Origin of the sequence: Salipiger mangrovisoli (assembly GCF_015223355.1) — a bacterium.
Lineage (GTDB): Bacteria > Pseudomonadota > Alphaproteobacteria > Rhodobacterales > Rhodobacteraceae > Salipiger > Salipiger mangrovisoli.
The window spans coordinates 289,635-301,500 of record NZ_JADFFK010000004.1 but is presented as its reverse complement, the minus strand read 5'-3'; the positions used below and the strand labels follow the sequence as shown (position 1 = coordinate 301,500).

11 protein-coding genes and 1 pseudogene are annotated in these 11,866 nt (G+C 65.8%); 8 read left to right on the top strand and 4 right to left on the bottom strand.

The features are described from left to right. The 4 genes and pseudogenes from IQ782_RS07920 to IQ782_RS07905 form a co-directional block, all read left to right on the top strand. Nucleotides 1-157: pseudogene (locus IQ782_RS07920) on the top strand (S-(hydroxymethyl)glutathione dehydrogenase); the annotation flags it as partial. 108 nt (nucleotides 158-265) lie between these two features. Further along, nucleotides 266-1,033: a potassium channel family protein gene (locus IQ782_RS07915; protein WP_194134075.1), complete on the top strand. Its 768-nt coding sequence runs from the start codon at nucleotides 266-268 to the stop codon at nucleotides 1,031-1,033. Next, nucleotides 1,033-1,536, top strand: a complete 504-nt coding sequence (locus tag IQ782_RS07910; protein ID WP_240989155.1) for a GNAT family N-acetyltransferase — start codon at nucleotides 1,033-1,035, stop codon at nucleotides 1,534-1,536. The genes IQ782_RS07915 and IQ782_RS07910 overlap by 1 nt, the downstream gene beginning before the upstream one ends. A gap of 19 nt (nucleotides 1,537-1,555) precedes the next feature. Next, nucleotides 1,556-2,263: an NYN domain-containing protein gene (locus IQ782_RS07905; protein ID WP_194134074.1), complete on the top strand. Its 708-nt coding sequence runs from the start codon at nucleotides 1,556-1,558 to the stop codon at nucleotides 2,261-2,263. A 7-nt stretch (nucleotides 2,264-2,270) separates the two neighbouring features. Here IQ782_RS07905 and IQ782_RS07900 read toward each other — a convergent pair whose 3' ends face one another. Further along, a complete protein-coding gene (locus IQ782_RS07900; protein ID WP_194134073.1) occupies nucleotides 2,271-2,888 on the bottom strand; it encodes a TetR/AcrR family transcriptional regulator in 618 nt (205 codons plus the stop codon). Nucleotides 2,889-3,040: 152 nt separating this feature from the next. On the opposite strand from IQ782_RS07900, the gene mbfA reads away from it, so the two are divergent. Beyond that, nucleotides 3,041-4,015, top strand: a complete 975-nt coding sequence (mbfA, locus tag IQ782_RS07895) for an iron exporter MbfA (RefSeq protein WP_194134072.1) — start codon at nucleotides 3,041-3,043, stop codon at nucleotides 4,013-4,015. Between the two features lie 185 nt (nucleotides 4,016-4,200). Then, nucleotides 4,201-7,029, top strand: a complete 2,829-nt coding sequence (gene polA / locus IQ782_RS07890; RefSeq protein ID WP_194134071.1) for a DNA polymerase I — start codon at nucleotides 4,201-4,203, stop codon at nucleotides 7,027-7,029. 86 nt (nucleotides 7,030-7,115) lie between these two features. Here the strand turns inward: polA and IQ782_RS07885 are convergent, their stop codons facing one another. After that, entirely contained in the window at nucleotides 7,116-8,105 is a 990-nt protein-coding gene (locus tag IQ782_RS07885; protein WP_194134070.1) for an adenosine kinase, read from the bottom strand. Beyond that, nucleotides 8,102-8,746, bottom strand: a complete 645-nt coding sequence (gene nth / locus IQ782_RS07880; protein WP_194134069.1) for an endonuclease III — start codon at nucleotides 8,744-8,746, stop codon at nucleotides 8,102-8,104. The genes IQ782_RS07885 and nth overlap by 4 nt, the downstream gene beginning before the upstream one ends. 155 nt (nucleotides 8,747-8,901) lie before the next feature. Between nth and IQ782_RS07875 the strand changes: the two genes are divergently transcribed. Together IQ782_RS07875 and IQ782_RS07870 are read left to right on the top strand one after the other, a co-directional pair. Then, nucleotides 8,902-9,759, top strand: a complete 858-nt coding sequence (locus IQ782_RS07875) for a methylated-DNA--[protein]-cysteine S-methyltransferase (RefSeq protein ID WP_194134068.1) — start codon at nucleotides 8,902-8,904, stop codon at nucleotides 9,757-9,759. A 138-nt stretch (nucleotides 9,760-9,897) separates the two neighbouring features. Further along, nucleotides 9,898-10,548: a YiaD family glycine zipper/OmpA-like lipoprotein gene (locus tag IQ782_RS07870; protein WP_194134067.1), complete on the top strand. Its 651-nt coding sequence runs from the start codon at nucleotides 9,898-9,900 to the stop codon at nucleotides 10,546-10,548. Nucleotides 10,549-10,680: 132 nt separating this feature from the next. Here the strand turns inward: IQ782_RS07870 and IQ782_RS07865 are convergent, their stop codons facing one another. Further along, on the bottom strand, nucleotides 10,681-11,373 hold the full coding sequence (locus IQ782_RS07865; protein WP_240989154.1) for a sugar transferase: 693 nt from the start codon (nucleotides 11,371-11,373) through the stop codon (nucleotides 10,681-10,683). Nucleotides 11,374-11,866: the final 493 nt, after the last annotated feature.

Genomic DNA, 11,866 nt, shown 5'->3' with positions numbered 1-11,866 from the left:
GGGCCGGACCGACGTGCCGAAGTTCGTTGACTGGTACATGGACGGCAAGATCGAGATCGACCCGATGATCACCCACAAGCTGAAGCTGGAAGAGATCAACCACGGCTTCGATCTGATGCACGAGGGCAAGTCGATCCGCGCGGTGGTCGAGTTCTGATCGGCCCCCGGCATCGACCGGCATGAAAATTCTTCCGGCAGGCGCTTGGCTTGCCGGGAGTCCCGCACCACCCTATAGCTTCGGTATTCCGGAACGGGGACGGCGGACATGGGCCTGCGCGACAAGCTGAGGGAACTCTACGAGGGCGACAGCGACACATCGCACCGCTTCCGCTACTTGCTGCTCGGCTTCGACATCTTCACCGTTCTGTTCGTGATCGCGACCTCCTTCACCGAGCACGGGCGGGTGGTCGAGATCATCGACGTGGCGTTCGGCCTGGTGATCCTTGCGGATTTCCTCGCGCGGCTGTGGATCGCGCCGAAGAAGGGCGGCTTCCTGCTGAGCCCCGCGACCCTCGCGGACCTCGTGTCGATGGTCTCCTTCCTCGCGCCGCTGGCGGGGGAGGGGCTGGGCTTCCTGCGGGTGCTGCGAACGCTGCGGCTGCTGCACACCTACCAGCTCAGCAAGCGGCTGCGCGAGGACTTCAGGGTCTTCCGCGAGAACGAGGACGTGCTGATCGCGATCGTCAACCTGACGGTCTTCCTCTTCGTGATGACCGGCCTCGTCTACGCGCTGCAGTACCGCACCAATGATGACATCAACAATTACGCCGACGCGCTCTATTTCACCGTCACGACGTTGACCACCACCGGCTACGGCGACATCACGCTCGAGGGTTCCTGGGGGCGGGTCATCTCGGTCATCGTGATGATCTGCGGCGTCACCCTCTTCCTGCGACTGGCGCAGGTGCTGTTCCGCCCCCCCAAGGTGAAGAAGACCTGCGAGACCTGCGGGCTTCGCCTGCACGACGCCGACGCGATCCACTGCAAGCATTGCGGCGAGATCATCCACATCGAGACCGAAGGACAAGGCTGATGAGCCAGACGCTTGAACTGCGGGGATACACCCCGGACGACGCCGAGCCGCTTTGGCAGATGCTCGAGCCGGTGTTCCGCGCCGGGGATACCTATGCCATCGATCCGGACATCTCGCGCGAGGCGGCGATTGCCTATTGGACCGGCCCCGAGCGCCATGTCTTCGTCGTGAGCGACGGCGGGCGCCTGCTGGGCACCTATTACATCGTGCGCAACCAGAAGGGCGGTGGCTCGCACGTCTGCAACTGCGGTTACGTGACCGCGGCCGAGGCGCGCGGGCGCGGCGTGGCGCGGCGGATGCTGGCCCATTCGCTCGAGATCGCGCCGACGCTGGGGTTTCGCGCCATGCAGTTCAACTTCGTGGTCTCGACCAACACCCGCGCCGTCGACACCTGGCTTCGCGCTGGCTTCGAGATCGTCGGCCGCCTTCCCGGCGCCTTCCATCACCCCGAGCAGGGCGACGTGGACGCGCTGGTCCTGTACAAGACATTCGCGGGCAGCTGAGCCCGCAGAGGAGTATCCCATGCGAGACGACACCCGCCTGCTGGCGGTCCTGATCGACGCCGACAACACCTCGCCGAAATACGCCAAGGCGATCTTCGACGAGCTGGCCAGCCTCGGCGAGGCCAGCGTGCGCCGCTGCTACGGCGACTTCTCCAGCCAGCAGATGGCGGGATGGTCGAAAATCGCCGCCGAGTTCGGCCTGGTGCCGCACCACCAGCCGGCGAACACGGTGGGCAAGAATGCCAGCGACATCGCACTGGTGATCGATGCCATGGATCTCATGCACTCGGGCCGGTTCGACGGCTTCGTGCTGGTCAGCTCGGACAGCGATTTCACCCGCCTCGCCAGCCGTATTCGCGAGCAGGGACTCGATGTCTTCGGCATGGGCATGCAGAAGACACCCGATGCCTTCCGCAAGGCCTGCAAACGTTTCATCTTCCTGGAGAACCTCGATGGCGCCCCGGAGAAGGCGGCGGGCGTCAAGCCGGCCCCGACCGGGCGGCTGGAAGACGCGCGCAACCTCATCTTTACCGCGATGGACGCGATCGAGCAGGAAGACGACTGGTATACCCTTGGTCAGCTCGGCCAGTTCATCACTGCGGCCAACCCGGATTTCGACACGCGCAGCTTTGGCAAGCGCAAGCTGTCGGAGCTGGTGGACGAGCTCAAGGTGTTTGAGACCAAGCGCGGTCCCGGCAACCAGATGCTGGTGCGGCGGCTGGACTGATCCCGGATCAGCTGCCGTAACGGGCGAGGAAGGTGGCCACCGCACCGTCGACGGTGCGCGCGATCTCGGCCTCGCCCGGTGCCTCGGCCACCCCGAAGACGCAACGCGTCCAGAGGCTCGCCTTGCACAGTTCGGTGAACTGGTCGGCAGCCAGCTCCAGATCGTCGATGGCAAGCTCGCCCCGTTCGCCAGCGGTGGCGAGGTAGGTCACCAGCTTGCTGTGCATGGTCATCGGCCCGCTCTGGTAGAACTGTCGGCCGAGGTCGGGGAAACGGTCGGCCTCGGCGATGCAGATGCGAAAGATCCGCTGCCCCATCTCCGAAAGCACGAATCTCAGGAAGCTGCGCGCCACCAGCGGCAACACCTCTGCGGGCGGGCGGCTGGGATCGATGGTCAGCATCGCCTCGTCGGCCTGCAAGGCGCATTGCCGGCTGGCCATTTCCATGAACAGCAGACGCTTGTCGGGAAAATAGCTGTAGAGTGTCGCCTTCGACACCCCTGCGGCGCGGGCGATGTCATCGACGTTGGCCCCTTCGAAGCCATCCCGCAGGAAGATGCTGCGCGCGCCCTCCAGCACCTGTTCGAACTTGCGCCCGCGGCGCACGCCAACCGTTTCGGTCCCCATCAGGCAGCTCCTTTGTCCGGACAATCTTAAACCGCTCGGTTCAGTTCAGGCAAGCAACATGCCGGGGCCCAAGGACATTCTGACACCTTGCACCTGCCGCGAAGCGCTTTAGATTGGAATCATTCTAAATTGGTTGCAGGCCGGAGCTCCCCATGCGATTCTTCACCCAGCGGCGTCATTTCCGCGACCTGAGCGAGCAGGAGGTGCTCGCGCTGGCGATCTCCTCCGAGGAGGACGACGCGCGGATCTATCGCTCCTATGCCGAGCGGTTGCGTCCCGAATACCCCGACACCGCCGCGATCTTCGACGGCATGGCCGAGGAGGAGGACGGCCACCGCCGGGCGCTGATCAACCTGCACCGGATGCGCTTCGGAGAGGTGATTCCGCTGATCCGCCGCGAGCACGTCGCCGGCTTCTACGCGCGCCGCCCGGTCTGGCTGGTGCAGAACCTGCCGCTCGAGCGCATCCGCGAGGAGGCAGAAGGGATGGAGCGTGAGGCCGAGCGCTTCTACCTCGAGGCCGCCAAGCGCAGCAGCGACGCCGCCACGCGCAAGCTGCTGGGCGATCTCGCCGCCGCCGAGGCCGGGCACGAGGAACGCGCAGGCGAGCTGGTTGAGAAGCACCTTGATGGCACCGCGCGCGAGACCGAGGACCGCATGGCGCACCGCCAGTTCGTGCTCACCTGGGTGCAGCCGGGACTGGCAGGGCTGATGGACGGCTCGGTTTCGACCCTGGCGCCGATCTTCGCCACCGCCTTCGCCACGCAGGACACCTGGACCACCTTCCTCGTCGGGCTGGCCGCCTCGGTCGGGGCGGGCATCTCGATGGGCTTCACCGAGGCAGCCTCGGACGACGGCGAGCTCTCTGGCCGCGGCTCGCCGCTGAAGCGCGGCCTGGCCTCGGGCGTGATGACGGCACTCGGCGGCCTCGGCCATGCGCTGCCCTATCTCATCCCGCATTTCTGGACCGCGACGATCATCGCCTGGGTGGTGGTTTTCTTCGAGCTCTGGGCCATCGCCTGGATCCAGAAGCGCTACATGGAAACACCTTTCGTGCGCGCCGCGCTGCAGGTGGTGCTCGGCGGCGCGCTGGTGCTGGCGGCGGGCGTGCTGATCGGCAGCGGCTGAGGTGCGCCTGCCCCGGCGCCACGCCGTCCGGGCCGTCCGGCCTGCCTCCGGCGGGGATATTTTGACCTAGAAGAAAGGCAGGCGCCGCGCTCCGGATCCGCCCCTGCCTCGTGATCCCCTCTGGCACCCTGCGCGCGCCCGTGGCAAACCGTTGGCAAACCCGCGAAGGCCAAGGAGACGCCACCATGACCCAGTTCGGCAAGGGCTGCCACCTGCATCTGATCGACGGATCGGCCTTCATCTTCCGCGCCTACCACGCGCTGCCACCGCTGACCCGCAAGTCGGACGGGCTGCCGATCGGCGCGGTCAGCGGCTTCTGCAACATGCTGCAGAAGTACGTCGAGGACAGCTCCGGCCCCGATGCGCCGACGCATGTGGCGGTGATCTTTGACAAGGGCAGCCACACGTTCCGCAACGACATGTACGATCTCTACAAGGCCAACCGCGAGGCAATGCCCGAGGATCTGCGCCCGCAGATCCCGTTGACCCGGACCGCGACGCTGGCCTTCAACATCGCCTGCAAGGAACTCGAGGGTTTCGAGGCCGACGACATCATCGCCACGCTCGCCTGCCAGGCGCGCGAGGCGGGCGGGCGTGTCACCATCATCTCCTCGGACAAGGACCTGATGCAGCTGGTCGGCGACGGCGTCGAGATGCTGGATGCGATGAAGAACCGCCGCATCGACCGCGACGGGGTGTTCGAGAAGTTCGGCGTCTTCCCCGAGCGGGTGGTTGACGTCCAGGCGCTGGCCGGGGATTCGGTCGACAACGTGCCGGGCGCGCCGGGGATCGGCATCAAGACCGCGGCGCTGCTGATCAACGAGTTCGGCTCGCTCGAGGAGCTGCTCGACCGCGCCGGGGAGATCAAGCAGCCCAAGCGCCGCGAGACCCTGATCGAGAAGCGCGACCAGATCGAGCTGTCGAAGAAGCTGGTGCAGCTCGACTGCAACACGCCGCTCGATTTCACCCTCGACGATCTCGAGGTGAAGGAGCCCGATCCCGAGAAGCTGCTCGCCTTCCTCGCCGAGATGGAGTTCTCGACCCTCACCAAGCGCATTGCCAATGCGCTCGGGGCCGAGGCGCCGGTGATCACCGAGGCGAAGGCCCCGGCGGCCGCGGCGGCCGCGACCCCCGGTGCCGCCGCCGCGGAGGCGCCGGAGATGCCGCCCATCGACCCCGCCGCCTATACCTGGGTGAAGAGCGCCGGCGATCTCGCACCGTGGATCGCGCAGGCTCGGCAGCGCGGCTGGGTGGCGGTGGACACCGAGACCACGGGCCTCAACGAGATGACCTGCGAGCTGGTCGGCGTCTCGCTGGCCGTCGAGCCGGGGCAGGCCTGCTACATCCCGCTGGCGCATCGCGCGGCGGGCGGCGAGGCGGACCTTTTCGGCTCGGATGACTTGGCAGAGGGGCAGATTCCGATGCAGGAGGCGCTGGATATCCTCAAGCCGCTGCTGGAAGACCCGGCGGTGATGAAGATCGGCCAGAACATGAAGTACGATGCCAAGGTGCTCTCGCGCTACGGCATCGGCGTCGCGCCGATCGACGACACCATGCTGATCTCCTACGCGCTTCACGCCGGTCTGCACAATCACGGCATGGACGCATTGTCCGAGCGCTACCTCGGCCACGTGCCGATCCCGATCAAGGACCTGCTCGGCTCGGGCAAGAAGATGATCACCTTCGACCGGGTGCCGATCGAGGAGGCGGTGAAATACGCCGCCGAGGATGCCGACATCACCCTGCGCCTGTGGAAGCTGCTCAAGCCGCGGCTGCACCTGTCGAGGGTCACCCGCGTCTACGAGGGCACCGAGCGCCCGCTGGTGCCGGTGCTGGCCGAGATGGAGCTGGCCGGCGTGCAGGTCGACCGCAATACGCTGTCGCGCATGTCGACCGCCTTTGCCCAGAAAATGGCCGGGCTCGAGGCCGAGCTGCACGAGCTGGCGGGCCACCCGTTCAACGTCAACTCACCGGCACAGGTCGGCGAGATCCTCTTTGCCGAGATGGGGCTCGAGGGCGGCAAGAAGACCAAGACCGGCGCCTGGTCCACGCCTGCCGAGGTGCTGGAAGACCTGGCCACCGAGCATGACTTCGCGGCGCGCGTTCTTGACTACCGCCAGCTGCAGAAGCTGAAGTCGACCTACACCGACGCGTTGCAGGAGCACATCAACCCCGAGACCGGGCGGGTGCACACCTCCTACTCCATCGCCGGAGCCAACACCGGGCGCCTTGCCTCGACCGAGCCCAACCTGCAGAACATCCCGGTGCGCTCGGAAGAGGGGCGGCGCATCCGCGAGGCATTTGTCGCGCCGGAAGGCAAGGTCATCGTCTCGCTCGACTACAGCCAGATCGAGCTGCGGATCCTCGCGCATATGGCCGGGATCGACGCGCTGAAGCAGGCTTTCCGCGACGGGCATGATATCCACGCGATGACCGCCTCGGAAATGTTCGGCGTGCCGATGGAGGAGATGACTTCGGACATCCGCCGCCGTGCCAAGGCGATCAACTTCGGCGTGATCTACGGCATCTCGGGCTTCGGCCTTGCCCGCAACCTGCGCATCCCGCGCGGCGAGGCGCAGGCCTTCATCGACCGCTATTTCGAGCGGTTCCCGGGCATCAAGACCTACATGGACGACACCATCGCCTTCGCCAAGGAGCACGACCGCGTCGAGACGCTGTTCGGTCGGGTCATCCACACGCCGGAGATCAACGCCAAGGGTCCGCACGCAGGTTTTGCGCGTCGCGCGGCGATCAACGCACCGATCCAGGGCACGGCGGCGGACATCATCCGCCGGGCGATGATCCGCATGCCCGCCGCGATTGCGGGGCAGCCCGCCAAGATGCTGCTGCAGGTGCACGACGAACTGATCTTCGAGGTCGCGGAGGAGGGTGTCGACAAGCTCATCGCCACGGCGCGCGAGATCATGGAAGGCGCGGCCGAGCCGGTGGTGAAACTGGACGTTCCGCTGGTGGTCGACGCGGGGCAGGGCAAGAACTGGGCCGAGGCGCACTGAGCCTCGCCCTTCGGCGCAAAGTGGAACGGCGTCCCCGCGGGGACGCCGTTTCTTGTTTCCGGGTCAGTTGCCTGGGGCCGGGCGCCTCAGATGAGGCCCGCCGCGCGGAAGAGCTCGGGCAGGCTGGCCTCGGGGCGCGGGCCCATGTGGGTGATCACCTCGGTCGCCGCCACGGTGCCCATGCGGCCCGCGGTCGCCATGTCGGTGCCGGTCGCCAGCCCGTAGAGGAAGCCCGCCGCGAACTGGTCACCGGCGCCGGTGGCGTCCACCGGCACGATCTTGGTCACTGGCACGTCGGTGCGCACGCCATCCTTGAGGATGGTCACCCCATCTCCCGAGCGGGTGCAGATCACCAAGGGGCAGATCGCCGCGACCCGGTCGAGGTCGGCTTCCAGCGAGTTGTCCTGATAGAGCGAGCGGATCTCGGCTTCGTTGCCGATCACGTAGTCCATCTCGTGCTCGATCAGCTGCAGGAAGTCCTCGCGGTGGCGCTCCACGCAGAACGGGTCGGAGATGGCGATCCCGGCCTTGCCACCTGCCGCACGGCAGGCGCGGGCGAGCCGGATGAAGGCGTCCTTGCCCTTGTCCTTGTCGAAGAGATAGCCCTCGAGGAAGACGATCTCAGCGTTCGCGGCCACGTCTTCATCGACATCATCCGGCCCGAGCTCGGCGGAGATGCCGAGATAGGTGTTCATCGACCGCTCACCGTCGGGCGAGACGAAGATCATCGAGCGCGATGTGGGCAGCTCGCCGCCCGGCACCGGCGGATTGACGAAGGCGGTTCCGTCCTTCTCCATCGCCTCGGCGTAGAAGCGCCCCAGCGCGTCGTCATGGACCCGGCCGATGAAGGCGGTGCGCAACCCGAGGTTGCCAAGACCCGCCAGCGTGTTGGCGACAGAACCGCCGGGCGCCTGCACGCGGCCTTCCATGGCACCGTAGAGCAGTTCGGCGCGCTCGCGTTCGATCAGTTGCATGATGCCCTTGGTGATGCCCATGTGCTCGAGAAAGGAGTCATCCGCCCGGGTCAGCACGTCGACGATGGCGTTGCCGATGCCGACAACCTGGTACTTCTTCATAGGGTCTTTTCCTCGAACTGGCAGAGGTCACGGATCAGGCAAGCCCCGCATTTGGGCTTGCGCGCGACGCAGGTGTAGCGCCCGTGCAGGATCATCCAGTGATGCGCATGCTGCTGGAAATCCACGGGGATATTGTCTTCGATGGCGCGCTCGACGGCGACCACGTCCTTGCCGGGGCAGACGCCCGAGCGGTTGCCGAAGCGGAAGATATGCGTGTCGACCGCCTGCGCCGGGTAGTGCCACCACATGTTCAGCACGACGTTGGCGGTCTTGCGCCCGACGCCCGGCAAGCTCTCCAGTGCCGCGCGCGAGCAGGGCACCTCGCCGCCGTACTCCTCGACGAGGATCTGCGACAGCTTCATGACGTTCTTGGCCTTGTTGCGGTAGAGGCCAATGGTCTTGATGTGCTCGATCAGCGCCTCCTCGCCAAGGGCGAGCATCTTCTGGGGCGTGTCGGCGATCTTGAACAGTTCGTGCGTCGCACGATTCACCCCGATGTCGGTTGCCTGCGCCGAGAGCGCCACCGCCACCACCAGCGTGTAGGCATTGACGTGGTCGAGCTCGCCTTTCGGCTCCGGCTCGGAGGCGTGAAAGCGGGTGAAGATCTCGCGGATCGTGTGATAGTCGAGCTGCTTGGCCATGGATAAGACCTATGCAACGCTGGGCCTTCTGCCGCAAGTCTGGCTTCTTCTCTTTGATAAATACGCATGGGCTGCCTGCGCCGCTTGCGCAACATCCGGGTCGCGCCGGGCACGGGTTTGGCGCTATTTCAGGGACAGAGACACAGGAGGTCGCGATGGGCGAACTTGCACAGCAGGGGTACCACTTTCAGGTCATGCGCCGCGCGATCGAGCTGATCGACGCCGGCGGTCCGCAGATGACCCTTGAGCGGCTGGCAGAGCAGATGGACATGAGCCCGGCGCATTTCCAGCGGCTGTTCTCCCGCTGGGCCGGGGTCTCGCCGAAGCGGTTCCAGCAGTATCTCGCGCTTGGCCATGCCAAGGCGTTGCTCAACGAGCGGTTCTCGACGCTGGAGACGGCGCATGCGGCGGGACTGTCGGGAGGCGGGCGGCTGCATGACCTCTTTCTGCGCTGGGAGGCGATGAGCCCCGGCGAGTTCGCGCGGGGCGGGCAGGGTCTGACGATCTTCTGGGGTTGGTTCGAGAGCCCCTTCGGCCCGGCGCTGGTCATGGGCACCGACAAGGGCATCTGCGGTATGGGCTTTGCCGCCGAAGCGGGCGAGGAGGAGACCTTTCGCGATCTGCTCTCGCGCTGGCCCAACGCGCAGTTCGTCGAGGATCCGATGGTCCTGAGGCCCTGGGTGCTGACCGCCTTCGGAGTTCAGCGCCAGGGCGAGGTGCCGGTCTACCTGATCGGCGCGCCCTTCCAGATCAAGGTCTGGGAGGCGCTGATGCGCATCCCCTCGGGACATGTCACCAGCTATTCCGAGATTGCCGAGGCGATCGGCAGCCCGCGCGCGGTGCGCGCCGTCGGCACGGCTGTGGGGCGCAACCCTGTCTCCTGGTTGATCCCTTGCCACCGCGCGCTGCGCAAGTCCGGCGGTCTTGGCGGCTATCACTGGGGGCTGCCGGTGAAACGCGCGATCCTCGCATGGGAGGCGGCACGGTTGGAGGCCGAAGACCTCGCGCTCTGATCAACCGCGCTGCGTCAGGATGTTGCAGCCATGGGCGGAGACTTGCCAACAATGTGTGGGGCGGGCCATTGGCGACAGCGCCCGCTGCACTATAACTGGGGTCACATCCCCCTCAGGGCAAATGACACGAGGCATTACATGTTCCGGGCAAAGACCACAGTATTCCTGACGCTTGCAGCAGCCATGGCGCTGACCGCCTGTACGGACGTCAACGATCCCAACCGCCAGGCGAAGAATGGCGTGATGATCGGCGCGCTCGGCGGCGCTGTCGCAGGCCGCGCCATCGGCGGCAACAACGACGACGCGGTGAAGAACGCACTCGCCGGTGCCGCAGCCGGTGCCATCGCCGGCGGCCTGATCGGCAACAACCTCGACAAGCAGGAAGCGGCGCTGCGCCAGCAACTGGGCAACAACGTCGGCATCACCAACACCGGTGACCGCCTGATCGTGACCATGCCGCAGGACATCCTCTTCGCCACCGACAGCGCCTCGCTGCGCCCCGATCTGCAGGGCGACATCGCCACCGTGGGCCGCAGCCTGTTGGAATACCCGAACACCAGCGTTCAGGTGATCGGCCACACCGACAGCGACGGCTCGGCAGAGTACAACCAGTCGCTCTCGCAGCGCCGCGCGGCCTCGGTCGCCTCGCTGCTGATGCAGCAGGGTGTACCCTCCTACCGCGTGCAGTCCATCGGCCGCGGCGAAGCGCAGCCGATCGCGTCGAACCTGACGGCGGAAGGCAAGCAGCAGAACCGCCGCGTCGAAATCGTCATCTTGCCGAACGGCTGATCGCCGAGGCAAGAATCGAGAACGTAGGGGCGCGCCGGGAAACCGGCGCGTCTTTTTCATTCAGCTCCGCCGGGGCAAGAAAAAGGCCCGCGCGATTGCGCGGGCCTGTCCCGTGAGGGAAAGCGGGGGCGTTCAGCAGCCGGTGCCGTGCCAGACGACCTTCACGGTGCGCAGCATCACCTTCAGGTCGGTGACGAAGGACATTTCGCGCAGGTAGGCGCTGTCGAAACCGGCACGCTCCGAGAAGCTCGACTCGTTGCGCACGGAGGTCTGCCAGAAGCCGGTGATGCCGGGGCGCATCGCGTAATAGGCGGTTCCGGGGTAGATCGCGCGCTGATCGACCATCATCGGGCGCGGGCCGACCAGCGACATCTCGCCCCGAAGCACGTTCCACAACTGCGGCAACTCGTCGATCGAGCTTTTGCGGATTGCGTGGCCGATGGGGGTGATCCGCGGGTCGTTGCGCAGTTTCTGCGTGAATTCCCATTCCGCACGCGCCAGATCGTCCGCGCGAAGATGAGCCGCGAGAAGCTGCTCGGCGTCGGGGACCATCGAGCGCAGCTTCCACATATGGAACACCCGGCCGTTCCGGCCCACGCGTTTCTGGAGGTAGATGGGCGAGTGCCCGTCCCGCGCAATGAGCGCCGCACAGAACAGAACCACGCAGAGCGCCGGCAGGGCGAGCGCCAGCACGATTGCAACGTCGAGCACGCGCTTGAACAGTGCGCGATAGGCCGCCGAGCGCGGAGCGCCGAACAGCGTGTCATCGATCAGCTTCTCGATTTCGACCGCCGCGGTGAGCGGCTGGTGTGCATGCGTCGTCAAATCGACCTCCCCGAGGTTCATCGACGGAAGCTATGCAAGGCGGCACGAATGCCCGGATCCGGCTCGGCATGCAGCATCCGGGCGCATTGCCCACGTGCAATGCGATACATGGATGCCAACGATGTCCGAGTGTCAGTTCCGAACGAACTTCAGCAGACTCACAAACACTCCCAAAAGTGGAAGCACCAACCCCCAAGCGCCGAGATGTGGCGGAAATAAGGCTTTCCAGCCGACAGGATTGGTTATGCATTTGCCTCGAGTTCACGTCAACTGAACCTTTAGAGTGCAACTTTGGGACGAACGGGTAGGTGCCTGGACCAGAGGGATGGGATGATCTTCCGCAGCCGCTAACCCGTGCTTCGTAAGAGGATTTTCGGTGTTCCAAGGCGAGTCCGTACCGTTCGTGCCGTGGCTTCAGTGGTTGGTTTGGAAACAGTACGCGGGAGGGTGCTGACCGGTTGTTCCGTGTCCGCGTGGAGTGCCGGGGTATCTC

Coding starts and splice junctions, on each gene's coding strand:
- IQ782_RS07915 (WP_194134075.1), top strand. CDS start 266: ATGGGCCTGCGCGACAAGCTGAGGGAACTCTACGAGGGCGACAGCGAC.
- IQ782_RS07910 (WP_240989155.1), top strand. CDS start 1,033: ATGAGCCAGACGCTTGAACTGCGGGGATACACCCCGGACGACGCCGAG.
- IQ782_RS07900 (WP_194134073.1), bottom strand. CDS start 2,888: ATGGGGACCGAAACGGTTGGCGTGCGCCGCGGGCGCAAGTTCGAACAG.
- IQ782_RS07875 (WP_194134068.1), top strand. CDS start 8,902: ATGGGCGAACTTGCACAGCAGGGGTACCACTTTCAGGTCATGCGCCGC.
- IQ782_RS07870 (WP_194134067.1), top strand. CDS start 9,898: ATGTTCCGGGCAAAGACCACAGTATTCCTGACGCTTGCAGCAGCCATG.
- polA (WP_194134071.1), top strand. CDS start 4,201: ATGACCCAGTTCGGCAAGGGCTGCCACCTGCATCTGATCGACGGATCG.
- IQ782_RS07905 (WP_194134074.1), top strand. CDS start 1,556: ATGCGAGACGACACCCGCCTGCTGGCGGTCCTGATCGACGCCGACAAC.
- IQ782_RS07885 (WP_194134070.1), bottom strand. CDS start 8,105: ATGAAGAAGTACCAGGTTGTCGGCATCGGCAACGCCATCGTCGACGTG.
- nth (WP_194134069.1), bottom strand. CDS start 8,746: ATGGCCAAGCAGCTCGACTATCACACGATCCGCGAGATCTTCACCCGC.
- mbfA (WP_194134072.1), top strand. CDS start 3,041: ATGCGATTCTTCACCCAGCGGCGTCATTTCCGCGACCTGAGCGAGCAG.